The 21,699-nt window shown below is 73.9% G+C and carries 23 protein-coding genes, 1 tRNA gene and 1 riboswitch; of the genes, 9 read left to right on the top strand and 15 right to left on the bottom strand.

Features of this window, described 5'->3' with window-relative positions:
* Positions 1–27: 27 nt before the first annotated feature.
* On the bottom strand, positions 28–1,227 hold the full coding sequence (locus ACZ6WH_RS15670; protein ID WP_469728825.1) for a lactonase family protein: 1,200 nt from the start codon (positions 1,225–1,227) through the stop codon (positions 28–30).
* Between the two features lie 205 nt (positions 1,228–1,432).
* Here ACZ6WH_RS15670 and ACZ6WH_RS15665 point away from each other — a divergent pair, with 205 nt between their 5' ends.
* Together ACZ6WH_RS15665 and ACZ6WH_RS15660 are read left to right on the top strand one after the other, a co-directional pair.
* Positions 1,433–2,107, top strand: a complete 675-nt coding sequence (locus ACZ6WH_RS15665) for a dienelactone hydrolase family protein (RefSeq protein ID WP_469728823.1) — start codon at positions 1,433–1,435, stop codon at positions 2,105–2,107.
* Entirely contained in the window at positions 2,104–2,784 is a 681-nt protein-coding gene (locus tag ACZ6WH_RS15660; protein WP_432860826.1) for a phosphoribosyltransferase, read from the top strand. Before ACZ6WH_RS15665 ends, ACZ6WH_RS15660 begins: the two co-directional genes overlap by 4 nt.
* Before the next feature lie 37 nt (positions 2,785–2,821).
* On the opposite strand, the gene ACZ6WH_RS15655 is transcribed toward ACZ6WH_RS15660, so the two are convergent.
* The 3 genes from ACZ6WH_RS15655 to ACZ6WH_RS15645 all read right to left on the bottom strand — a co-directional run bounded on the left by ACZ6WH_RS15655 (position 2,822) and on the right by ACZ6WH_RS15645 (position 5,674).
* Positions 2,822–4,078, bottom strand: coding sequence for an acyl-CoA dehydrogenase family protein (locus tag ACZ6WH_RS15655; RefSeq protein WP_469728821.1), 1,257 nt, complete (start codon positions 4,076–4,078; stop codon positions 2,822–2,824).
* Between the two features lie 50 nt (positions 4,079–4,128).
* Positions 4,129–5,058: a sulfite exporter TauE/SafE family protein gene (locus ACZ6WH_RS15650; RefSeq protein WP_469728819.1), complete on the bottom strand. Its 930-nt coding sequence runs from the start codon at positions 5,056–5,058 to the stop codon at positions 4,129–4,131.
* A 157-nt stretch (positions 5,059–5,215) separates the two neighbouring features.
* Positions 5,216–5,674: an RrF2 family transcriptional regulator gene (locus ACZ6WH_RS15645; RefSeq protein ID WP_432860832.1), complete on the bottom strand. Its 459-nt coding sequence runs from the start codon at positions 5,672–5,674 to the stop codon at positions 5,216–5,218.
* Between the two features lie 95 nt (positions 5,675–5,769).
* On the opposite strand from ACZ6WH_RS15645, the gene ACZ6WH_RS15640 reads away from it, so the two are divergent.
* Positions 5,770–6,576 (top strand): methyltransferase domain-containing protein, encoded by an 807-nt coding sequence (locus ACZ6WH_RS15640; protein ID WP_469728817.1) that lies wholly within the window; start codon positions 5,770–5,772, stop codon positions 6,574–6,576.
* A 10-nt stretch (positions 6,577–6,586) separates the two neighbouring features.
* Here ACZ6WH_RS15640 and ACZ6WH_RS15635 read toward each other — a convergent pair whose 3' ends face one another.
* From ACZ6WH_RS15635 to ACZ6WH_RS15625, 3 genes are read right to left on the bottom strand one after another with little or no spacing between them, the layout of a single operon-like run.
* On the bottom strand, positions 6,587–7,525 hold the full coding sequence (locus ACZ6WH_RS15635) for an aminoglycoside phosphotransferase family protein (RefSeq protein WP_469728815.1): 939 nt from the start codon (positions 7,523–7,525) through the stop codon (positions 6,587–6,589).
* Between the two features lie 39 nt (positions 7,526–7,564).
* Positions 7,565–7,876, bottom strand: coding sequence for an AAA family ATPase (locus ACZ6WH_RS15630; protein WP_469728814.1), 312 nt, complete (start codon positions 7,874–7,876; stop codon positions 7,565–7,567).
* Positions 7,765–8,163, bottom strand: a complete 399-nt coding sequence (locus ACZ6WH_RS15625) for an ATP-binding cassette domain-containing protein (protein WP_469728973.1) — start codon at positions 8,161–8,163, stop codon at positions 7,765–7,767. Before ACZ6WH_RS15625 ends, ACZ6WH_RS15630 begins: the two co-directional genes overlap by 112 nt.
* 277 nt (positions 8,164–8,440) lie before the next feature.
* Between ACZ6WH_RS15625 and ACZ6WH_RS15620 the strand changes: the two genes are divergently transcribed.
* Positions 8,441–9,463, top strand: a complete 1,023-nt coding sequence (locus ACZ6WH_RS15620; RefSeq protein ID WP_469728812.1) for a SigB/SigF/SigG family RNA polymerase sigma factor — start codon at positions 8,441–8,443, stop codon at positions 9,461–9,463.
* A complete protein-coding gene (locus ACZ6WH_RS15615) occupies positions 9,460–9,597 on the top strand; it encodes a hypothetical protein (RefSeq protein WP_469728810.1) in 138 nt (45 codons plus the stop codon). Before ACZ6WH_RS15620 ends, ACZ6WH_RS15615 begins: the two co-directional genes overlap by 4 nt.
* 74 nt (positions 9,598–9,671) lie before the next feature.
* On the opposite strand, the gene ACZ6WH_RS15610 is transcribed toward ACZ6WH_RS15615, so the two are convergent.
* The 6 genes from ACZ6WH_RS15610 to ACZ6WH_RS15585 all read right to left on the bottom strand — a co-directional run bounded on the left by ACZ6WH_RS15610 (position 9,672) and on the right by ACZ6WH_RS15585 (position 14,604).
* Positions 9,672–9,745, bottom strand: a tRNA-Met gene (locus tag ACZ6WH_RS15610).
* A 14-nt stretch (positions 9,746–9,759) separates the two neighbouring features.
* Positions 9,760–10,755, bottom strand: coding sequence for a GlxA family transcriptional regulator (locus ACZ6WH_RS15605; protein ID WP_469728808.1), 996 nt, complete (start codon positions 10,753–10,755; stop codon positions 9,760–9,762).
* Positions 10,756–10,822: 67 nt separating this feature from the next.
* Positions 10,823–11,701, bottom strand: coding sequence for a DUF72 domain-containing protein (locus ACZ6WH_RS15600; RefSeq protein ID WP_469728806.1), 879 nt, complete (start codon positions 11,699–11,701; stop codon positions 10,823–10,825).
* A gap of 28 nt (positions 11,702–11,729) precedes the next feature.
* Positions 11,730–12,521, bottom strand: a complete 792-nt coding sequence (locus ACZ6WH_RS15595; protein ID WP_469728805.1) for an ABC transporter ATP-binding protein — start codon at positions 12,519–12,521, stop codon at positions 11,730–11,732.
* A complete protein-coding gene (locus tag ACZ6WH_RS15590; protein WP_469728803.1) occupies positions 12,518–13,567 on the bottom strand; it encodes a FecCD family ABC transporter permease in 1,050 nt (349 codons plus the stop codon). The genes ACZ6WH_RS15595 and ACZ6WH_RS15590 overlap by 4 nt, the downstream gene beginning before the upstream one ends.
* Positions 13,564–14,604, bottom strand: a complete 1,041-nt coding sequence (locus ACZ6WH_RS15585; RefSeq protein WP_469728801.1) for an ABC transporter substrate-binding protein — start codon at positions 14,602–14,604, stop codon at positions 13,564–13,566. The genes ACZ6WH_RS15590 and ACZ6WH_RS15585 overlap by 4 nt, the downstream gene beginning before the upstream one ends.
* A 65-nt stretch (positions 14,605–14,669) precedes the next feature.
* A riboswitch (cobalamin riboswitch) is annotated at positions 14,670–14,871 on the bottom strand.
* A 205-nt stretch (positions 14,872–15,076) separates the two neighbouring features.
* Between ACZ6WH_RS15585 and ACZ6WH_RS15580 the strand changes: the two genes are divergently transcribed.
* Positions 15,077–16,156: a tetratricopeptide repeat protein gene (locus ACZ6WH_RS15580; RefSeq protein ID WP_469728799.1), complete on the top strand. Its 1,080-nt coding sequence runs from the start codon at positions 15,077–15,079 to the stop codon at positions 16,154–16,156.
* Here ACZ6WH_RS15580 and ACZ6WH_RS15575 read toward each other — a convergent pair.
* On the bottom strand, positions 16,059–17,492 hold the full coding sequence (locus ACZ6WH_RS15575) for a lipase maturation factor family protein (protein WP_469728797.1): 1,434 nt from the start codon (positions 17,490–17,492) through the stop codon (positions 16,059–16,061). The two genes, ACZ6WH_RS15580 and ACZ6WH_RS15575, sit on opposite strands and share 98 nt — an antisense overlap.
* 336 nt (positions 17,493–17,828) lie before the next feature.
* Between ACZ6WH_RS15575 and ACZ6WH_RS15570 the strand changes: the two genes are divergently transcribed.
* Positions 17,829–18,002: a hypothetical protein gene (locus tag ACZ6WH_RS15570; protein ID WP_181138496.1), complete on the top strand. Its 174-nt coding sequence runs from the start codon at positions 17,829–17,831 to the stop codon at positions 18,000–18,002.
* Positions 18,003–18,088: 86 nt separating this feature from the next.
* Here the strand turns inward: ACZ6WH_RS15570 and ACZ6WH_RS15565 are convergent, their stop codons facing one another.
* Positions 18,089–18,664, bottom strand: coding sequence for a TIGR03086 family metal-binding protein (locus ACZ6WH_RS15565; protein WP_469728794.1), 576 nt, complete (start codon positions 18,662–18,664; stop codon positions 18,089–18,091).
* 184 nt (positions 18,665–18,848) lie between these two features.
* On the opposite strand from ACZ6WH_RS15565, the gene ACZ6WH_RS15560 reads away from it, so the two are divergent.
* Both ACZ6WH_RS15560 and ACZ6WH_RS15555 read left to right on the top strand, forming a co-directional pair.
* Entirely contained in the window at positions 18,849–20,399 is a 1,551-nt protein-coding gene (locus tag ACZ6WH_RS15560; RefSeq protein WP_432860858.1) for an AMP-binding protein, read from the top strand.
* Between the two features lie 113 nt (positions 20,400–20,512).
* Complete coding sequence (locus tag ACZ6WH_RS15555) at positions 20,513–21,679, top strand: glycoside hydrolase family 88 protein (protein ID WP_469728792.1); 1,167 nt, start codon at positions 20,513–20,515, stop codon at positions 21,677–21,679.
* Positions 21,680–21,699: the final 20 nt, after the last annotated feature.

Raw genomic sequence — 21,699 nt, 5'->3', positions numbered from 1 at the left:
CTCCGCGGAGGACCCACCCAGCGCTCGTCACTGCAGCGGCAGCACACACACCGGCATCGGCGCCTCGAACGGCGTCCCGGTGGGCCGCAGGTCTCCCGAGTCCGGGTCGACGGCGAAGACGGTGACCGTGTTCGACCGCTGATTCCCCGCGAACAGCAGCCGGTGGTCCGGTGAGAACGTGATGTGCCGGGGGAAGTCGCCGCCCACCGGCACGGTGTCCAGCAGCCGCAGCCGGGCGCCGTCCTCCGCCACGGCGTACCGGGTCAGGCTGTTGTGCCCGCGGTTGGCGAGATAGGCGAACCGGCCGTCGGGGGTGACCAGGAACTGCGCCGGGTAGCTGGTCCCGTCCCCGGTCCCGGTGGACTGCGGGGCGCCGGGCGTGAGCCGGCCGGTGGCGGGGTCGTACGCGCAGACCACCGCCGTGTTGTCGACCTCGTTGGCGAGGTAGGCGTACCGGCCCCCGGGGTGGAAGGTCAGCTGGCGCGGGCCCGCTCCGGGGCGCAGCGCCGCCGTCGACACCTGGTGCAGTGTGCCGGCAGACGGGTCCAGGCGGTACGTGTACACCGTGTCGGTGCCCAGGTCCAAGGCGAGGACGTGACCGCCGTCGGGCGTGGTGACGATCTGATGCGCGTGCGGGCCGTCCTGGCCGGGGCCCGGCGGCGGCGCGGAGTGCGTCACCAGGTCGGTGCGCTCGCCGAGGGCGCCCGTCGTGGTGTCGACGGGGTGCACGGCGACGCTGCCGGAGGAGTAGTTGGCGCTCAGCAGCCAGCGGCCGGAGGGGTGGACGGACAGGTGGCAGGGGCCGGCTCCGCCCGTCGGCCGGCTGCCCAGCACGCGGTGCGCGCCGTCCGCGGCGAGTGCCACGGCGGTGACCGCGCCGTCCGTGCTCTCGTCGACCGCGTACAGCGTCCCGCCGTCGGGGGAGAGGGTGAGGTAGGACGGGTCGGCGACGCCGGGGAGCACGCCGTTGCCGGTGATCAGCCCCGTCGCCGGGTCGTACGCCGCCAGTCCGATGCCGCTGCCGCCGCCCGGCATCGAGGTGTAGGTCCCCAGGAACAGCGGCCGGAGTCCGTCGGATCCCCGGTGCCCGTCGCGCCCCGCAGCGGTGGCCGGTGCCGCGCCCGCGGTCGCCAGGCCGGCGGCCGAGGCGCCCGCCGCCAGCGCGCCGAGGAAGCCGCGGCGGCCGAGCCGCCCGGAGGGTCCTGACGCTGACGAGCGGTCGTTCATGGCACACCTCGGCATCCATCGGCATGATCCGGCGTCGGTCGGCAGCCAGAATGGTCCATACCACCGGAGCTGACAAGAGCCCGTGCGCGCCCGGCCCGCCGGGGTCACGTTTGCCCGCTTTGCACGGAAGAGTACGATCTTGCGTGAGGGGTTACCCGTATCGGTGAGCGACATACCGCCGGCGAACAGAGCGGGAGCGAGTCCGATGACCTTCGACGAAACGGTGTCCGTACCGGCCGGTGACGCCTCCCTGACGGGCGATCTGCGAGTCCCCGAGCACCCCAGCGGTGTGGTCGTCTTCGCGCACGGCAGCGGCAGCTCCCGGCACAGCCCCCGCAACCGCGGGGTCGCCGAGTACCTGCACGCCAACGACCTGGCCACCCTCCTGCTGGACCTGCTGACCGAGGACGAGGACCGGGTCGACGAGGTGACCCGGGAACACCGCTTCGACATCGGCCTGCTCGGCGAACGGGTCGTGGCGGCCGTCGACCTGCTCCGCACCCACCCGGCCACCGCGGGCCTGCGCCCGCACCTCTTCGGCGCCAGCACCGGCTCCGCCGCCGCGCTGGTGGCCGCCGCCGAACGCGCCGACCGCGTCAGCTCCGTCGTCTCCCGCGGCGGCCGCCCCGACCTCGCCGGTGCCGCGCTGAGCCGGGTACGCGCCCCCGTCCTGCTGATCGTGGGCGGCCGCGACACGGAGGTACTGGAGCTGAACCGGCAGGCCGCCGACCGGCTGCCGGTCCGCTGCGCACTCCACGTGATCCCCGGCGCCACCCACCTCTTCCCCGAGTCCGGCGCCCTGGACCAGGTCGCCATCGTGGCCCGCGACTGGTTCTTCGCGCCGGGCAGGCCGCCGCACCGGGAGGGCGGCCCGCTGTGAGGCGCTTCACGGACCGCGGAGACGCCGGCCGGCAGCTCGCGCGGCGGGTGCGGGAACACCTGGAGACGACCCGGCCCGACCTGGTCGGCGGGCACCCGCCCGACGGCCCGGTCGTCCTGGCGCTGCCGCGCGGCGGTGTCCCGGTGGCCGCCGAGATCGCCCGCGACCTGGGCGCACCGCTGGACGTCCTCGTCGCCCGCAAGATCGGCGCCCCCGGCCAGCCGGAACTGGCCATCGGCGCCCTCGCCGGCGAGGACCGGCCGCTCTTCGACGCCCGCGCCCTGGAGTTCCTCGGCCTCACCGAGGAGGGGCTGGCGGCCGACGTCGCCCGCGAACGCACCGAACTGCACCGCCGCGAGGACCTCTACCGCGGCCGGCGCCCCCCGCCCGAGCTGACCGGCCGTACGGTCGTCCTCGTCGACGACGGCCTGGCCACCGGCATGACGGCCCGGGCCGCCCTGCGTGCCCTCCGCCGCCACGGCCCCGCCACCGTCCTCCTCGCCGTGCCGGTCGCCTCCCCGACCACGGCCGCCGCGCTGGCGGAGGAGGCCGACGACCTGCTCTGCCTCAGCCGGCCACCGGACTTCCGTGCGGTGGGCGAGTGGTACGACGACTTCACGCAGGTCTCCGACGAGGACGTCATCGACGCGCTGCACCGGACGGCCGCCGGCCGCTAGCGCCGCCGCGCGATCCGGCCTCCGCCGCCCCGCGGGCTCAGGCGTGCAGAGTGAGGGACGGCCGGGCGCCGTTGAGGTAGTGGGCGCCGATGTCGCGGAGCCGGTGCGTGGCCGAGCTGCGTGCGGTGAGGGTACGGGCGTTTCGCCAGAAGCGGTCGAAGCCGGGGTCGGTGGCGGGGGAGAGACCCGGTGCCCCCGCGGTGAGTTCGAGGATCCGGGTGGTGATGTGCAGCGCTGCTTCGGCGGTGACGGCCTCGGCCGCGGAGACGAGGAACGCGATCTCGGCGCGCTCGTCCGGCCCGAGCGCGGGACCCGTCAGCAGCCCCTGCGCCATCGCGTCCGTGGCGTGGCCGACGACCGAGGACGCGCTGTGCGCCGCGGTCGCCAGCTCGCCGTAGGCGAGGAGCAGGTACGGGTCCTCGCCGGGCGCCGCGGCGTATTCGCCGCTGCCGGTGTCGGTGAACGGATGGACGCCCGGCGACACGCGGCTCACGTCGCGGGCCTCCGCCAGCGCGCCCTCGGCGTTGCCCAGACCGACGTGGAGCAGGATCAGGCGGAGCGCGAGCGGGGCGAGCGCGGTGTACGGGAGGACGGTGTGCTCGTCCCCCGGGACCGTGCCCAGGACCTGAGCGGCCGCCACCGGCACGTCGTCGCAGCCGACGGTGGCCGCGCCGGTGAGCCGCTGCCCGAGCCGCTCCTCCGGCGCGTCGGGGGTCACGGTCGTCCGCGCCGGGTCCACCACGACGACGACCGGCTCCCCGGTGTCGACGCGGTGGGCCGAGAGGAGGAACCGGTCGGCCGTGCTCGCGCCGGCGGCCAGCGCGCGTACCCCGTTGAGCACGTACTTCCTGCCGTGCGGCGCGAGCCACAGGCCGCTGCCGTCCGGGCTCTCCGGCGCGTCGGTGCGCCCCGCCCAGAGCCACCGCCCGCGCGCGGCCCGGAGTTCGAGCCGCGCGGCGTGTTCCGGGGTGCCGAAGAGCCGGGGTCCCCAGGACGTCACGTGGTGGTGGGCGAGGAGCTCCGCGAGGGAACTGTCGGCCGTGGCGATCTCCCGTACGGCGGCGCAGGCGGTGCGCCAGTCCGTGCCGCGGCCGTCCGGGCCGGGCGGCGCGAGGAAGGCCGGCAGCCCGGCCTCGCGCAGCCCGGAGACCTCCTCGTAGGGCGGCTTGCCCGCCCGGTCGCGGGCGCTCGCGTCCACGGCGAGGTCGTCGGCGAGTTCCCGCACGGTGCGCGGCCAGGGCCCGCCGTCGGCCGGCTGCCCGGCGGGCGCCGGACAAGGGGTGTCGAGGGACACGCGATACCTCCGGGAGGGGTTGCGGGGTGGGGGGTTCGGGGCGGCGGCCGTCAGGTGGTGGTGGCCTCGGCGGGCCGGGTGTCCGCCGGCTCCGCCGCGGGCCGCTCCGTGGCCCTGTTCGCGCGGCGGTGTTCCTTGACCGAGTAGGCGACGGCCGCCGCCCACAGGACGTAGACGAAGCCGTAGACCGTCCACTGGGTGGCGTCGCCGGCGCCGAGCCAGTCGCTGCGCAGCAGGGTGCGGATGTTGGTCAGGACGATGAGGCCGCCCACGGCGGAGCCGAGGATGCGCGGCGGTACGTGGCGGACCAGCCAGGCGGCGATCGGCGCGGCGATCAGCCCACCGGCCAGCAGGGCCACCGCCCAGAGCCAGTTGACGCCTTCGCCGCCGAGGCCGACGAGGAAGCCGAGGCTCGCGGCGACCGCGACCAGGAACTCGCTGGTGTCGATGGAGCCGATGACCTTGCGGGGCTCCAACCGGCCGCTGGCCAGGATCGCCGGCGTGCCGACCGGACCCCAGCCACCGCCGCCGGTGGCGTCCAGGAACCCGGCGACCAGCCCGAGCGGGGACAGGAACCGCTTGCGCAGCGGCTTGTCCAGCTTGTCGGTGGGCAGCCCGGCGACGGTGAACCGGCCCAGCACGTACAGCCCGAGGCCCAGCAGCAGGAGGGCCATCACCGGCTCGGCGAGCTCGGTGGAGAGCGCGGAGAGGAACGTGGCGCCCGCGAACGCGCCGACGGCCCCGGGGATGCCGATCTTCAGCACGACCCGCCAGTCGACGTTGCCGAAGCGCCAGTGCGCGGCGCCCGAGGCGAGGGTGGTGCCGATCTCGGCGAGATGGACGGTGGCGGAGGCGGCGGCGGGGTTGGTGCCCACGGCGAGCAGCAGTGTGGTGGAGGTGACGCCGTAGGCCATGCCCAGGCTGCCGTCCACCAGTTGGGCACCCAGCCCGGCCAAGGCCAACAGGATCAGCGTACGCACGGCGACCTCACAGATTCCCTAGTTTTCCCACTGGATTGATAGGAATACTCGGCGCGCCGGCGCCCGGTGACAAGAGGGTGTTCAAGGAGCGGACGGAAGTCTCTCGCGATGCGAGACGTCCCAGGTGGGGAAGGGTGCCGTCAGAGGGGAGTTCGCGTCAGGGGTTGGTCCAGGCTTCCGGACTCTCCGTCAGCGACAGGACGTCGGCGGGGAGTCGGGCGGACGCGACATCGGCCAGCGACACCCCGTCCAGGATCTGCCGGACATTGGCGCGCAGCGCGACCCACAGCGGCAGCAGCGATTCGGCGGGCCCGGTGTACGACAGCTCCGGCGGCCGGACGCCGCGCACCGACACCAGCGGCCCGTCCACCGCGCGGATGACCTCCGCGATGCTGATGGCCTCGGCGGGCCGGGCCAGCCGGTAACCGCCGTTGCCGCCGCGCTGGCTGCGCACCAGCCCGCCGCGGCGCATGTCGTTCAGGATGCCTTCGAGAAACTTGTGCGGGATGTCCTGGGCGGCGGCGATGGCCTCGGCCTTGAGCGGTCCGGCGTCGTTACAGGCGGCGAGCTGCAGCGCGGCCCGTACCGCGTAGTCCGCCCTGGCTGAGATACGCATGCCGGCATTATCCCGCACGGTGGACGGCGCGCCGGGCTGCCCGCGGCCCGCACCGTGGACGGCACGCCCGGCGGGCCGCGTCCTACGATCACCGGATGGCACACGCGAACGGCGACGGATACCTCCTCGACAATCAGCAGACCGAGGCCGGACAGCGCTTCGGTGCGATGTCCGAGCTCTTCGACCCGGTCACCTTCCGGCATCTGACGGCCGTGGGCGTGACCGAGGGCTGGCACTGCTGGGAGGTCGGCGCGGGCAGTCCCGGCGTACCGGCCTGGCTGGCCGCGCGCACCGGCCCGGCCGGCCGCGTCCTGGCGACCGACATCGACACCGTGTGGATGCCGCCGGACGCCCCGTTCGAGGTGGTACGGCACGACGTGGCGGCGGAGGAGCCGCCGCCCGGCACGTTCGACCTGGTGCACGCACGCCTGGTCCTGCTGCACGTACCGGAGCGCGCGGCCGCCCTCGCGTCGATGGTGCGGACGCTCCGGCCCGGCGGTGTGCTGGTACTGGAGGACGCCGACCCGGCGCTCCAGCCGCTGTGCTGCCTGGACGAGCACGGGCCCGCCGAGCGGCTCGCCAACCGGCTGCGGCGCGGCTCCCGCGAACTGCTGGCCCGGCGCGGCGCCGACCTGGCCTTCGGGCGGACCCTGCCCCGCCTGCTGCGCGAGGCGGGCCTCACCGAAGTGGCGGCCGACGCGTACTTCCCGGTCACCTCGCCGGCCTGCGACACGCTGGAGGCCGCGACCGTACGGCAGCTCCGTGGCCGCCTCGTCGAGGCCGGTCTCGCCACCGAAGCCGAGATCGAGGAACACCTCGCGAACGTCACCGCGGGGCGGCTCGACCTCACGATGGCCCCGCTGATCTCCGCGTGGGGCCGCAAGCCGGGCGGCGGCCACTGACCGGCGCGGCTCAGAACGGCGTGCGGCTGCCACTCCTGTGATCGGCGGTGACTTCGTCGATCACATGCCGCGCGATGCCCGCCATCCGCGGATTGCTCTCCCGGTAGGCGCGCAGTTCGAGGAGGGCCACCGACAGCGCCCAGCCGCGCCCGCGCGCCCAGGCCGCGTCGTCCGCACCCACGCCGGCCCGGAAGGTCCCGCGCGCGCCGGCCGGCAGCAGGTACCACGCGGCGAGCAGATCGACCGCGGGATCGCCGAGCCCCAGGCAGCCGAAGTCGATGACGGCGCTGAGCCGTCCGCCGTCGAGCAGGACGTTCCCCGGCTGGAGGTCCGAGTGGATCCAGACCGCCGGGCCGGCCGGCTCCGGCGCCCGCAGCGCCGCTTCCCACACGGCGGCCGCCGCCACCGCATCGACGGTGCCGCGCACCACTTCGAGGGCGCCACGGGTCACGTTGTCCCGCGTCGCCAGCGGCGCACTGCGGAACGACGGCGGGCCGTCCGCCGGTTCGATCCGGTGCAGCGCCGTGACGAACGCGGCCAGGTCCTTCGCGAGCAGGGCGGGGTCCGGCGCGGACACCGGAACCCCCGGGCCGGGCGCGCGTCCGACCACCGGATCGGTGCCCGGGAGCCAGCGGTGGACGGACCAGTCCCAGGGGAAGTCCTCGGCCGGCGTCCCCCGGCCCAGCGGCACGGGCACGGCCACCGGCAGCCGCGGCGCGAGCCACGGCAGCCACCGGTGTTCCTTCGCCACGTCCGCCGCCGAACCCGCCGTCCGCGGGAGCCGTGCGACCATGTCGGCGCCGAGCCGGAACACGGCGTTGGCCGTCCCCGCGGTCCGCACCGGCTCGACGGGCAGCCCCGCCCACCGGGGGAACTGCGCGGCGAGCAGCCGCCGTACGAGCGGCACACCGCCGCCCGGCCCGCCGTTCCACCCCGTACCGTCGCCCATGCGCACCTCTCGCGTTCCGCTGTCCCCTGGCGGCCGGCACTATGCCCGGCCCGAAGCCGCTCCTGCCACAGGATTTCCGCGGGCGGCGACGGATTCGGCGGTGGCCTGTGCACCGGCCTGTGCGGAGCCCGTGGCGCCGGCACCGAGCGCGAGGTGCGGCCAGTGCGCGGTGTCGCGGCGGAGCCGACGGTCGTGGGTGGCCATCACCACCGCGGCCGCCGTCGCTTCGAGCGCCTCGGTCAACTCGTCGACCAGGGCGATCGAGAGATGGTTGGTCGGCTCGTCCAGCAGCAGGGCGTGCGGCCGGGCGGCCAGTGCGAGGGCGAGGTCCAGCCGCCGCTGCTGGCCCATGGACAACTCCCGCACGGGCCGGTCCAGATCGCGCCGGGCGAGCAGCCCCAGTTGCTCCAGGGGCAGCGTCTCGCCACCGTCCAGCCGCCCGGCCGTGACCAGCGCGGCGAGAGCTGTGCGTCGTACAGCTCGCGGGCGCGGCGGCGGGCCGGTGCGGCGGACTCCTGGCGGAGCAGCCGGACCCGCGCGTGCCGGGCGTGGTGCACCTGCCCGGAGTCCGGTGCCAGGTGCCCGGCGAGCACGGCGAGCAGCGTGGACTTGCCCGCTCCGTTGGGGCCCGAGACCATCAGCCGCGATCCGGACCGGAGCGTCACGTCGGCGGGCGCGGTCAGCCCGAAAGCCCAGCTCACAAGCGGTGTGGGTCGGGCGGGGAAGGCCGTCGGGAAAAATTTTCGGCGGGTTGTTTGCCGGGGAAAGCCGGGGGCAGCAGGAGTTACGTGCTTCGGCCCGTAGGCACGCCCCGTGGGAGCAGTGTGACTTCCGCAGGACGCGCCTGTCAGGCCGCTCTTCCACGGATGAAGAAGTGTCCATTTGGAACGAGATGCTGACCCAGGAGCCCGGACCATGCTCGTGAAGACGCAGAACACAGTGCAGACCGAAGACCGCCGGTTCGCCGCGGAGGTTCCGGAGGCGTGCGAGGTGTCGGACGCGGCGGCATCGGCACCGGAGCGCGGCACGGAGGCCCGCGCCACGCGGCGTCGCGCCGAGCAGTCCCAGAACCGCCCGCCGAACAAGCCCCGCGGCATCAAGCGGCAGCGCCGCGCGGCGAAGCCGGCGGCCCCCGCCACCACCGGGCGCCGCGGCCGGCACCCGCACGACGACGCCCCCGACACCGCCGAGGACTTCCGGCGCCTGGTGACGCTGGCGGACGGTCCCGAGCGGCAGGAGCTGCGCGGCCGGGTCATCAGCGCCTGGCTGCCGATGGCCGAGCGCCTCGCGCTGCGCTTCCGCAACCGCGGTGAGAACCTGGAGGACCTCCAGCAGGTCGCCGCCATGGGCCTGGTCAAGGCCGTCGACCGTTACGACCCCGCGCACGGCAACGCCTTCGAGAGCTTCGCCGTGCCCACGGTCATCGGCGAGATCAAGCGCCACTTCCGGGACCACATGTGGGGCGTGCACGTCCCGCGCCGGGTCCAGGAACTGCGCAACCGCGTACGCGCCGCCCGCCAGGAACTCACCAGCAACATCGACGACCACGGCCCCACCCCCGAGCAGATCGCCGAGCACACCGGCATGCCCGTGGAGGACGTCCTGCTCGGTTCCCAGGCCCTGAACAGCTTCAGTCCCCTGTCCCTGGACGCGGAGCTGCAGAACAGCGACGACGGCTGCTCGCTCGCCGACACCCTCGGCACCCCGGAGGCGGGTTTCGACCTGGTCGTGGCCCGGGAAGCGGTCAAGCCGTACCTCACCGACCTCCCCGAGCGGGAGAAGGAGATCCTCTACCTGCGGTTCTTCCGCGACATGACGCAGAGCCGGATAGCCGAACGGCTCGGCCTCTCCCAGATGCACGTCTCCCGGATCATCTCGCGCACCTGCCGCCAGATCGCCGACCGCATCGAGGCCGGACCGGAGCGTGCGGCGGCGTGAACTCCGTACGTCTTCTCACGATCCGGCTCCGGTCGGCCGCGTACCGGCTGCTCGCGGGCCGCGGCGCCCCGCAGCCGGCCCAGGCCGGCCGGGCCCCCGTGCCCCGGCCGGCCGCTCCCGGCGAAGCGGTCTGACGACATGGCCCGGCGCTGCCGTCGCCGCAAACGCTTCCGGCCCCTCGGCAAGTGCCGAGGGGCCGGAAGATGAGTAGCGGGGACAGGATTTGAACCTGCGACCTCTGGGTTATGAGCCCAGCGAGCTACCGAGCTGCTCCACCCCGCGTCGGTGGTTTCACTCTACGCCATCGCACGCCCGTTCACCCAATCGTCGCCGTTCGGCGCCGCCCCGGCGGGCCCGCCGAAGGTACGGCGGTAGGTGTGCGGGCTGACCCCGGTGGTGCGCTTGAAGCGGTCGCGGAAGGCGGTGGGCGAGCCGAAGCCGACCTCGCCGCCGATGCGCTCGACCGGCTGCCGCGTGGTCTCCAGCAGGTGCTGGGCCCGCCGGATGCGGGCACGGTGCAGCCACTGCAGCGGGGTGGTCCCCGTCTGCTCCCGGAAGCGGCGGATGAGCGTACGGGTGCTGACCCCGGCGTGGCCGGCGATGTCGGCCAGCGTCAGCGGGCGGGCGAGGTTGTCCCGGAGCCAGTCCAGTACCGGCTCCAGCACCGATCCGTCCGGCGCGGGCACCCGGTCGTGGACGATGAACTGCGCCTGCCCGCCCTCGCGTTCCAGCGGCATCACCGACAGCCGGGCGGCGTCGGCGGCCACCGCGGAACCATGATCCCGCCGGATCATGTGCAGACACATGTCCAGCCCCGCCGCGGCGCCGGCGGAGGTGAGGAACTGCCCGTTGTCGACGTACAGCACGTTCGGGTCGACCTCGATCTCCGGATGCGTGGCGGCCAGCAGATCGGCGGCGACCCAGTGGGTGGTGGCCCGCAGCCCGTCGAGGAGCCCGGTCGCCGCCAGCGGGAAGGTGCCCGAACAGATCGAGGCGATCCGGGCACCGGCGTCGGCGGCCTGCCGCAGCGCGGCCCGCACGCCCGGACCGACCGGCGCCGTGACATCGGCGGTACCGGGCACGATGACGGTGTCCGCGCCCGCCAGCCCGTCCAGCCCCCACGGCGCCCGCAACGTGAACGTCCCCGCGTCCACCTCCGCCTCCTCGGCACAGACCCGCACCCGGTACCCCGGCCGCCCGTCCGCCAGCCGCGCACGCTGAAACACCTCGACCGGCGTCGACAGATCGAACGGAACCACCCGGGGCAACGCGAGAACGGCAACCGTCAGCATGAGGGGAACGTACCTCGCCGCCCTTTGCGCGCTGCCGGTGGCTCCCGGCCCGGCAGCGGGTGAGCGGTCAGCCGCGGTCGCCCGTCAGCAGCTCCCGCATGTGTTCCGCCGCGCGTACCGCCGCGTCGCCGCAGCAGTTGTTGAAGAGGACGTGGACGTGCTCGGCCCGGTCCGCCATGTGCCGGATGCGCGGCACCCACTCCGTCAGCTCCGATGTCCCGTACGCGTACCGGAAGCGGTCCTCCTTGCTGCCGCGGCCCCACGAGGCGCTGCGGCCGTGGAAGCGCACCACCGCCGTGTGCGGCGAGGTGACCGGGGCGACCGGCGGTACGGAGCGGGGCAGCGTCTGCGTCATGTCCACGGCCACGGCCGCCATGCCCAGCTCGGTGAGGAGTGCCGTCGTGCGTTCCGCACGGTCCCCCTGCCACCAGCCCGGGTGCCGGAACTCGACGGCCACGGGCCACCCTTGGGTGCGCTCCCGGCAGCGGGTGAGGAACGCCTCCCAGCGGGAGCCGGGCGCGCACCACGGCGGGAACTGGAAGAGGAGCGTGCCGAGGCGGCCGGCCCGCCGCAGCGGTTCCAGGGCCTGCCCGAACCGCGTCCACACCTCGTCCAGCAGTCCCGGGTCGGCGTCCCGCACGCCGCCCGGCCGCGCCGCGGCGGGACGCAGATCGGGCGGGAGCGACCGCGGCGGGGTCGGATGCCCGGTCAGCAGGGAGAACGCCTTCACGTCGAAGCGGAAGCCGTCCGGGGTGCGCTCCGCCCACAGTGCGCTGTTCCGTGCGCTGGGCAGTGCGTAGTACGTGGCGTCGACCTCCACGACGGGGAACTGCTCGGCGTAGTACCGCAGCCGGCCCTCCGGGTCCCGCCGGCCGGGCGGGTACCACCCGCTCCGCACCAGCGCCCGGTCCGTCCACGAACACGTACCGACGGCGACACCGCTCATGGCGGCCGCGTACCCCGTCCCCGCGGACTCAGCTCCGGGCGGACGGCAGGAAGCGCACGTGCGGGCGGCCGTCGGGTCCTGCCGGGGTGACGTCGGCCGCGACGCCGTAGACGTCCGCGATCAGCTCGCGGGTCAGGACCTCGGCGGGTGTGCCGCAGGCCACCACCCGGCCCTCCTTGAGGACCACGAGCTGATCGCAGTACATCGCCGCCAGGTTCAGGTCGTGCAGGGCGACGACGCTGGTGAGGCGGAGGGCGGCGATCAGGTCGAGGAGGTCGAGCTGGTGCCGGATGTCCAGGTGGTTGGTGGGCTCGTCCAGCAGCAGCTCGCGCGGCTCCTGGGCGAGGGCGCGGGCTATCTGGGTCCGCTGGCGCTCGCCGCCGGAGAGGGTGTGCCAGTGCCGGTGGGCCTTGCCCTCCAGGCCGGTGCGGGCCAGTGCGGTACGGACGGCCTCCTCGTCCGCCGCCGACGCGGGTGCCCATGCGCGGCGGTGCGGCACGCGGCCCAGCCGTACCACGTCAAGGACGGTCAACTCCGTTTGGGTGTCGGCCTGTTGGTCGACCACGGCGACGCGCTGGGCGACCGTCCGGCGGCCCGACCGAGTCAGTGGGCGGCCGTCGAGGGTGACGACACCGGAGTCCGGAGCGGTGACACCGGAGAGCAGCCGCAGCAGGGTGGACTTGCCCGACCCGTTGGGGCCGAGCAGCCCGTTGAGGGTGCCGGGGCGCGGGGTGAGGCTGACCCCGTCCAGGACCAGGGTGCCGCCGGCGGTGCGGGAGACCCGGTCGGCGCGCAGGCCCTCCGGTGCGGGATCGGTCATCGGGTGCTCCGGGTGCGGTACAGGACGAGGACGAAAGCGGGCACGCCGATCAGCGAGGTGACCACGCCCACCGGGACCTCCTGCGGGTCCAGCACCGTGCGGGCGAGCGTGTCGATCCAGATGAGGAACACCGCCCCGGCCAGCGCGGTGACCGGCAGCAGCCTGCCGTGGCCCGGTCCGGTGAGGGCGCGTGCGGCGTGCGGCAGCACCAGGCCGACGAAGCCGATCGCTCCGGCCGAGCTGACCAGCGCGGCGGTCAGCAGCGCGGTGGTGGACAGCAGGATCCACCGGGTGCGGGTCACGGAGACGCCCAGCGCGGCCGCCGCGTCCTGCCCGAACGCGAACGCGTCGAGCGACCTGGCGTGCCCGAGGCAGACCACCAGGGCCACCGCCAGCGCGGCCAGACACAGGCAGACGTCCGTCCAGCCGGCCCCGCCGAGCGAGCCGAGGAGCCAGAACAGCACGCCGCGCGTGGTCTCCGCGTCGGCCGCCGTCAGCACGATGAAGGAGGTGAGCGCGGAGAACAGCTGCATGGCCGCGACACCGGAGAGCACCACCCGGTCCGTGGATCCGCCGAGTACGTGACTGAGCAGCAGGACCAGCGCGAAGGCGCACACGGCGCCCACGAACGCACCGCCGGAGAGCGACAGCGCTCCACCGCCCACGCCGAGTACGACGATCATGACCGCGCCGGTCGAGGCGCCGGACGAGACGCCCAGGACGAAGGGGTCGGCGAGCGGGTTGCGCAGCAGCGACTGCATGACCGCGCCGCACACGGCCAGCCCGGCGCCGCACACCGCCGCGAGCAGGGTGCGGGGGAGCCGCAGGTTCCACACGATCCCGTCCCGGATGGGGGTCAGGTCACCGTGCCCCCGGCCCAGGTGGGCCGCCACCGTGGACCAGACGTCACCGACCCCGATGTCCGCCGGGCCGATGGTGATGGCCACGGCGACGGACGCGCAGAGCGCCGCGAGCCCGGCCGCCCAGGCCAGGGCCTGCCGCAGCCCGCGTATCGCGGCCGGTGCGGCGGGCCGCGCCGGGGTCACTTGTCGAGTCCGTGGCTGCGCAGCGCCGCCGCGACCTTCTCCACGGCCTCGACGGTGCGGATGGTGGGGTTCATCGACTGGCCGCTGAGCAGCACGTACCGCTTGTGCCTGACCGCGTCCATGTTCTTGGTGACCGGGTTCTCCGAGAGGAACTCGATCTTCTTCGCGGCGGTCTCGGCCGTCTCCGACCTGCGGGTGAGGTCGCCGATCACCAGGACGGCGGGGTTGCGGTCCGCGACGGTCTCCCAGTTGATCTGCGGCCACTCCTCGTGGGTGTCGTCGAAGACGTTCTTGGCGCCGAGCGCCCGGGTGACGGCGCCGGGGGCGCCGCAACAGCCCGCCATGTAGGGCGACTCGGAGTTGGCGAACCAGTACAGCATCGTGACGTCATGGGCGTCGATGCCGGCGGTGGCCTTCTTCACCCGTGCCTTCAGGCCGTCGACGAGCCGCTCGCCGCGCTCCTCGACGCCGAAGATCCTGGCCAGGTCGCGGACCTCGCCGTAGACGACGTCCATGGTCACCGGCTTCGTGCGGGACCCGTCGCCGTCGCCGCCGTTGTCCTTGCCGGTGCAGTCGCTGGGGGAGAGGTACGTCGGTACGCCCAGCTCGTCGAACTGCCCTCGCGTGGCCACCCCGCCCTTGCCGAGGGTGGAGGCGAACGAGGCAGCGACGAAGTCGGGCTCGGTGGCCAGCACCTCCTCGAAGGACGGGCCGTTGTCGGCCAGCCGCTCGACCGTGGAATCGGCCCTCTCCAGGCCCTTGAGCACCGGGTCGGTCCAGGTGGCGGTGCCCACCATGCGGTCGGCCAGACCGAGGGAGAGCATGATCTCCGTCGTTCCCTGGTTGAGGGAGACGGCGCGCTTCGGGGGGCCGTCGACGCGCACCTTCCGCCCGCAGTTGTCGAGGGAGACGGACCGGCCGGCGCTCCCGCCCTTGGCGGAGCCCTCCGTCGGCGAGGCGCCACCGCCGCATCCGGCGAGCAGCGCGGTGGCCACCAGGAAAACGGCGGCACGACGGACGGGGTGCGGGAGCGGCACGGGAGTTCCTTCGGCGTCGAGGGCTCTTGCGCGAAGCCCGGTCTGCGGTGTTCCCCCGGCACGGCCGGCGCCGGAGGCCGCCAGCAGGTCTTCGGACTCGGGCTCATCCGGACGGAACGCCTTCCCGGACCGCGTACGCCGTCCAGTGGCAGATGTCCCGCCCGTCACCCTCACCGCTGCGCGTCAGTTCCGGATTCGCACCGGATTCCCTGACCCGTACAGGTGCACATGCACATGCAAGGTACGACTGGCTCCGGCAAGCTACCACAGGCCCATGTGGCCACCGCGGCGACGGCTGCCCCCCCTGTGACTCCTCCCCCTAGGGGACGCCCCGTACATCTCCAGAGTGATCGGCAGCGCGGCCGTACATCCCGAGAGCGACCGGGATAACCGCAGGTGGGGGGACGTCCGGCGGCTTCCTCGGCACATAGCGTCGGTGCCTGACCGACGCAAGTGACCAGGAGGACTCGGGATGTACGGGAAGGCATTCGCTCCGGAGTATCAAGGGGAGCTGGGGGCGGAGTTGAGTGTCAACTCCTCGTACGAGGACGTGCTCGTCGCCGCGCGGCGCGCACGGGACGCGGCCGGGGGGCCGGGGGACGCCGCACGGGCCGCGCTCGCCGAGGCGGAGGCCGGACGGCGGCTCGGGAGGGTGGCCGAGGCCGAGGCCGCGTGGCGGGCCAGCTACCGGAGCGCGCGGACGGCGGGGGAGCCCGGCAGCATGGCGTGGGCGCTGTGGAGCGGCGGCACGCTCGCCCGCCAGTGCGGGCGGCTCGCGCTCGCGCGCCGGCTGCTCGCGGCGGCCGTCGCGTTCGCCGAACCGAGCGGCGACCGCCTCGCGCACGGCTACGCGCTCGCCGGGCTCGCCGAGACCGGCCGCATACAGGGGGACTACGAGGCCGTCGCGGAGCTGCACGAAGAGCTGCTGGCACAGGCCAGGGCGCACGGTGAGGCGCGGCACATGGTGTGGGCGATGTCGGGGATCGCGCAGATGCACCGCAACACCGGCGGATACGCGGAGGCCCTGGCGCTGTTCGAGGAGTCGGCGCAGGTCGCCGAGCGGGCCGAGGACTGGCGGGGGCTCGCCTGGTCGCTGCGGGGCGTGGCCGACGTACGGTCCGTGCTGGGGGAGACCGAGGAGGCGCTGCGGCTGCTCGGCCGGGGCGAGGCCCTCTGCCGGGAGCTGGACCTCGCGGGGGCGCTGGCCTACAACCGCAAGATGCGCGGCAACGTGCTGTACCGGGCCGGGCGGTACGAGGAGGCCGCCGTGGTCTACAGCGGCGCGCTGGCGGAGTTCCGGTCGATGTCCGAACCGCGGGGCACGGCGCTCGCGCGGCTGGGGCTGGTGAAGTCCCGGGCGCACCTGGGGTGGCCGTACGACGAGGTGGCCGCCGAGCTGGACGACGTCGAGCGCGAGGTCACCCGGATCGGGCTGCGGCACGCCCGGGACATGGTCAGGTCCTTCCGCGCAGAGCTGTCGGCGGAAAGAACTGCCGTACCGGCTCCCGGTGCCACCACGCCCCGGTCTCCCGCAGTTCCCGCCAGGTTGTGAAGCGGTAGCGGTAGAACTGGGCGCGTACGTGGCGGGGCGGCGCGTCCGGGAAGGGGTTCCGGCGCAGCAGCCGCACGGTGTCCGGGTCGTTTTCCAGCAGTCGCTCCAGGAAGGGGCCGAACCAGCGGCTCGCGTAGCCCGGCGACAGCGCCGCGAACCACATCAGCCAGTCCAGCCGCAGGTGGTACGGGGCGAACGGGCGCGGCATCCGGCGCACGTCCCCCGGCTTGCCCTTGAAGTCGTACTCCCGCCACTCGGTGGCATCGGTGATCACCTCGTCCGCCGTGCCCTCGACGACCACCTCGTGCCGGACGCGGGTGACGGAACCGAAGGCGCCGTACGAGTTGACCAGGTGCAGCGGCTCGTACGAGGTGTTCATTCGCTGCTGCCGGGAGACCAGATTGTGGGCCGGGCGGTAGCTGAGCACGAGGACGGCCGCGGTCACGGCGAGGACCACGACCTCGTACCAGAGCGGGGGCGGGGCGAGGCCGGCGGGCGGGCCCGCGAGACCGCCGAGGCCGAGCGCCGAGGCGTCCACGACCGGGACGGCGATCACGATCGTCAGCCAGTTCAGCCAGGCGAAGTTGCCCGAGAGCACCAGCCACAGCTGGGTGACGATCACCGCCAGCGCCGCCCAGGTGGCCACCGGCTGCGGGGTGAAGAGGAGCACGGGGGCGAGCAGCTGGGCCACGTGGTTCGCGGCCGTCTCCACGCGGTGCACCGGTTTCGGCAGGTGGTGGAAGAACCAGCTCAGCGGGCCCGGCATCGGCTGCGTCTCGTGGTGATAATCCAGGCAGGTCAGGTCCCGCCAGCAGGGGTCGCCGCGCATCTTGATCAGCCCGGCGCCGAACTCCAGCCGGAACAGCAGCCAGCGCAGCAGCCACAGCACCAGGACGGGCGGCGCGGTGCGCGCGTTGCCCAGGAAGACCGCCAGCGCGCCGGTCTCCAGGAGCATGGTCTCCCAGCCGAAGCCGTACCAGGTCTGGCCCACGTTGACGATCGAGAGGTACATCGCCCAGAGCGCGGCCCACCACACCATCGACGCCCACAGCGGCACGGCGTCCGCCGCGCCCGCCAGGACGGCCGCCGACAGCAGCGCGCCCGCCCAGGCCCAGCCCGCGAAGAACCGGTCCGAGAAGCGCCAGTGGAAGACCGAGGGGGCCTTGCGGAACGGCACCCGGCGCACGAATTCCGGCACCGGCGTCATCCCGCGCTCCCCGATCAGCGCCCTGAACTGCAACGCGGCCGAGACGAACGCGATCACGTACAGCGCGGCCAGGGCCCGCTGGAAGACCAGCCGGCCCAGCCAGTACTCCGGTGCCGGGAACCACTCCACATGCCTATCCGTAGCATCGGCGCGTGCCCACTGCCCACCGTGCGGCGCCCGTGTTGCCGACGATCCCGGGACTCCGCGACATGGCTGCCGCCCCCGCCGACGTGGCCGAAACGGGCCGCACGGGGGCGGTTTCTCCGTCCTGTAACCCTATCGACGGTAATTGCCGCGCAGTCGGGCACTCATGTCGTTAGGCTGAGCGGTGACGGACGTCCTGTCTGGGAGATGCCGACATCCTCGGCCCGTCGCGGGATGCGCCACGAACCATGGCCGAACTCCCGGTTGTGACAAACGGCGCCACCGCGTCAGTACCTCATCCCGTTGGCTAAGGAGTGCGTGGTGGCACCGGAACAGACGATCAGCAAGCAGCCCCGACCGAAGCAGGGCGAGCGCCAGGGGCGCATCAGGGAGGTCCGCAACCTGGAGGTCTGGAGCCGCTGCGCCCCGGTCCACCTGGCCGGCTGCGAGGACGAGTCCGCGACCGAGCAGCACATCTTCCGCGGCATCGACTGACGCACCGGGCCGGCCGGGTCACCGGCCGGCTGACCAGCACACCGTTCCGGGCGCCGGCCGCGCCGGAACGCCGCTGCGGCCGCTGCCTACGGACGGCGGCCCAGCAGGCAGAGCAGCCGGGTGAGGTCATCGGCCCCCGGCGGCGGCTCGATCGCCGGCGCGAACAGCCCCGAGCCGCTCAGCTCCTTCGCGTAGGGCTCGACCTCGCGCAGCGCCTGGCCCACCAGCTCGCCCGGCAGTTCCTCGGACGCGCCGATCGCCCGTGACAGATCCCAGGCGTGCACCACCGCGTCCATCGTCATCTGGCTGCAGTACGGGGCGGCGCCGCTCGTGCCGTACGAGAGGTGCACCTCCCGGTCCAGGGCGCCGGGCTCGGTGAACGCCGCGACCGCCGCGACCGCGGCCCGGTCCCAGGTCGCCACCGGATTCTCCCCGAGCACGTCGCCGTCGAACTCGTCGCCGACCTCCTCCATGGTGGCCCCGTCCCGCACCAGCCGCGGCACCCACAGCTGCTCGGCGGTGAGGTGGTTCACCAGGTCGCGCACCGTCCAGTCCGCGCACGGCGTCGGGGCGTCCCACTGGTCGTCGCGCACGGTGTGGACGCGGTCCCCGAAGAGGTCGATGGCCTCGCCGTGGCGGCGGAGAATGTCGTTGGACTCCATGACTCCTCAGCATAGGAGCGGGGGTCCGTAACGGCGCCGCTCCGACGCGCCCCCGTGAGCCCTCCCGTACGCGCCCGCGACACTGACGCATCGTCAGTGGTGCGGCTGTTCTGCCGTGAGCACTCTGGTCAATCCCCGGTGCGGCCGGTTTGATGTGCGCGAGCCGTACATCATTGGAGGCTGCATGGATCTCCCGTCCGCACCCGCCGCCATCCGCTCCGCCGGCCACGAACGCCCCTACCCCGCCTTCCAGAACCGCGCCGCCCGTATCGCGACCGGGCTACGGGCCCTCGGGATCGCGCCGGGTGACCGGATCGCGGTGGTAATGCGCAACGAACCGGCCTATCTGGAAGTCACCACGGGGGCCGCCCAGGCGGGCATCTCCGCGGTGCCCGTCAACTGGCACTTCCGCCATGACGACCTGGCGCACGTCCTCGCCGACAGCGGCAGCCGCGCCGTCTTCGTCCACTCCGACATGCTGCCCGCCGTCACCGCCCACCTCCCGGCCGGCGTGCACGTCATCGAGGCGCCCGTCCCGGCGGGTGTCGCCGCTGCCTGCGGCTTCGACGCGCCCCCGGTCAGCGGCGCGCATCCGGTCCTGGACGACTGGCTGGCCGGGCACGAACCACTGGCCGATCCGGTGCCCGACCGCCCCTCCACCGTGATCTACAGCTCCGGCACCACGGGCCGTCCCAAGGGCGTACTGCGCGAGCCCGTGGCGGCCGCGGCGCTGCCCGAGGCGGTGGCGAGCTTCCTCTCCTACTTCGCCGTGCGGCCCGGCGGCCGCACCATGATCCCGGCGCCGCTGTACCACGCCTCGCCCAGCCAGCACGCCGTCCTCGCGGTCGCCTGCGGCCTGGACATCACCCTCATGCCACGCTTCGACGCCGAGGAGTTCCTGCGCCTGATCGAGGCGCACCGCGTCGAGCAGGTGCAGGTCGTCCCGACCATGCTGGTGCGCCTGCTGCGGCTGCCGAAAGAGGTCCGCGAGCGGTACGACCTCTCCTCCCTCACCTCGGTCGTGCACGCCGCCGCGCCCTGTCCGCCGCACGTCAAGCACGCGATGATCGACTGGCTCGGGCCGATCCTCCGCGAGTACTACGGAGGCAGCGAGACCGGCGCCGTGACCTGGTGCGACAGCGAACAGTGGCTGGCCCACCCCGGCACGGTCGGGCACGCGGAGGGCACCTGCGGGGTGGCCGTGCTCGGGCCCGACGGCCGGGTGCTGCCGCCCGGCGAGACCGGCGAGATCTACCTCAGACCGGCCGACACCTGGCCGCGCTTCACCTACCTCGGCGACCCCGCCAAGCGCACCGCCATGGAGTCCGCCGCCCTCCCCGGGTACGTCACCATCGGCGACATCGGCCACCTCGACGAGGACGGCTACCTCTACCTCAGCGACCGCCTCAACGACATGGTCATCTCCGGCGGGGTCAACATCTACCCGGCGGAGATCGAGGGCTGCCTGCTCTCGCTCGACGGCGTCCGGGACGCCGCGGTGTTCGGCATCCCGGACGCCGAGTACGGGGAGGCGCTGGCCGCGCACGTGCAGGCCGACCCCGCCGCCGGGCTCACCGCGGCCGACGTCCGCGCCCACGTCGGGGCCCGGCTGGCCAAGTACAAGGTCCCCAGGACCGTGGTCTTCGAGACGGCACTGCCCAGGGACCCGTCCGGCAAGCTCTTCAAGCGCCGCCTGCGGGAGCCCTACTGGGAAGGGCACGACGCAAAGATCTGAACACAAGTCCCCTTCCGCCGACGGGAGTTGGCGTGCCATTCTGTGCGCCACATCAGTGAACTCCGTTCACGTGTGTGACTCGCGTGGCTTCCGTCGGCGGAAAGGGCGTAGGCATGACACACCTCGGGCACTCCGGACGGCACATGGGGCGGCGGGGACTGCTCGCCGCCGGCGCCGCACTCGCCGCCGTACCGGCGCTCCCCGCGACCGCCCGCGCGGCGACGGCCGGCGCCCCGCCCGACGGACTCCCCTCCAGAGACGCGATCGTCGCCGTGCTGCGCCGGGTCGCCGACCACTGGATCGGCACGCACGCCGACCCCGGCGACAACCAGTGGGCCCGCGCCACCTTCTTCGGCGGGCTGCTGGACCTGTACCGGCTCACCCGCGAGGCGCGCTACCTCGACTACGCGCGCGGCTGGGCCGAGGGCCACGGCTACGCGCTGCACAGCGGCGTGACCACCCGGCACGCCGACGACCACTGCGCCGGGCAGGCCTACCTCGACCTGTACGAACTGGAGCCGGAGCAGGGCAGGATCGCGGCCATCGAGGACTCGCTGCACCGGATGGTCTTCACCGACCGGCCGGAGAAGAACGACGACTGGTGGTGGGACGACGCACTGCACATGGCCATGCCGCCGTTCGCCCGCATAGGCAAGCTGCGTGCCGAACCCGCCTACTGGGACAAGCTGTACGCGCTCTACACGCACACCAGGTCGGCGGAGGGCGGCCCCGGCCTGTACGCCCCGGACTCCGGCCTCTGGTACCGCGACAAGCGCTTCCTCCCGGGCGGGATCCTCTCGCCGGACGGGAAACCGGTCGTGTGGTCGCGCGGCAACGGCTGGGTGGCCGGCGGCCACGTCAAGACCCTCAAGACGCTGCCGGCCGGGGCGCGGCACGTACCGGAGTTCCGCACCACCCTGGTACGGGAGCTGGCCGCGCTGCGCGGTGTCCAGCGCGCCGACGGGTTCTGGAACGTGAACCTGGCCGACCCCGCGCACCTCCCGGGCCCCGAGACCAGCGGCACGTCCTTCTTCGTGTACGCCACCGCCTACGCGGTCCGCGCCCGGCTCGTCCCGCGCGAGCAGTACCTCCCGGTGGCGGCCCGCGGCTGGCACGGGCTGACCACGACGGCGGTGCACGCCGACGGCTTCCTCGGCTACGTCCAGGGCGTCGGGGACCGGCCCGAGTCCAGCCAGCCGGTCGGCCCGGACACCACGGCCGACTTCGGGGTGGGCGCCTTCCTGCACGCGGGCTGCGAACTGGCGGCACTGGCCGGCTGAGCCGCGGCCTGCCCCTGCCG

It is taken from the genome of Streptomyces sp. NPDC050806, from assembly GCF_055586425.1.
Note: the sequence above shows the minus strand (reverse complement) of the source record. Positions and strands in the feature narration are given on the sequence as shown.

Coding starts and splice junctions, on each gene's coding strand:
- ACZ6WH_RS15605 (WP_469728808.1), bottom strand. CDS start 10,755: ATGCTGACGGTTGCCGTTCTCGCGTTGCCCCGGGTGGTTCCGTTCGAT.
- ACZ6WH_RS15625 (WP_469728973.1), bottom strand. CDS start 8,163: ATGGTCTCGGGCCCCAACGGAGCGGGCAAGTCCACGCTGCTCGCCGTG.
- ACZ6WH_RS15630 (WP_469728814.1), bottom strand. CDS start 7,876: ATGGGCCAGCAGCGGCGGCTGGACCTCGCCCTCGCACTGGCCGCCCGG.
- ACZ6WH_RS15565 (WP_469728794.1), bottom strand. CDS start 18,664: ATGGAGTCCAACGACATTCTCCGCCGCCACGGCGAGGCCATCGACCTC.
- ACZ6WH_RS15600 (WP_469728806.1), bottom strand. CDS start 11,701: ATGAGCGGTGTCGCCGTCGGTACGTGTTCGTGGACGGACCGGGCGCTG.
- ACZ6WH_RS15580 (WP_469728799.1), top strand. CDS start 15,077: ATGTACGGGAAGGCATTCGCTCCGGAGTATCAAGGGGAGCTGGGGGCG.
- ACZ6WH_RS15620 (WP_469728812.1), top strand. CDS start 8,441: ATGCTCGTGAAGACGCAGAACACAGTGCAGACCGAAGACCGCCGGTTC.
- ACZ6WH_RS15640 (WP_469728817.1), top strand. CDS start 5,770: ATGGCACACGCGAACGGCGACGGATACCTCCTCGACAATCAGCAGACC.
- ACZ6WH_RS15645 (WP_432860832.1), bottom strand. CDS start 5,674: ATGCGTATCTCAGCCAGGGCGGACTACGCGGTACGGGCCGCGCTGCAG.
- ACZ6WH_RS15635 (WP_469728815.1), bottom strand. CDS start 7,525: ATGGGCGACGGTACGGGGTGGAACGGCGGGCCGGGCGGCGGTGTGCCG.
- ACZ6WH_RS15560 (WP_432860858.1), top strand. CDS start 18,849: ATGGATCTCCCGTCCGCACCCGCCGCCATCCGCTCCGCCGGCCACGAA.
- ACZ6WH_RS15555 (WP_469728792.1), top strand. CDS start 20,513: ATGACACACCTCGGGCACTCCGGACGGCACATGGGGCGGCGGGGACTG.
- ACZ6WH_RS15665 (WP_469728823.1), top strand. CDS start 1,433: ATGACCTTCGACGAAACGGTGTCCGTACCGGCCGGTGACGCCTCCCTG.
- ACZ6WH_RS15595 (WP_469728805.1), bottom strand. CDS start 12,521: ATGACCGATCCCGCACCGGAGGGCCTGCGCGCCGACCGGGTCTCCCGC.
- ACZ6WH_RS15670 (WP_469728825.1), bottom strand. CDS start 1,227: ATGAACGACCGCTCGTCAGCGTCAGGACCCTCCGGGCGGCTCGGCCGC.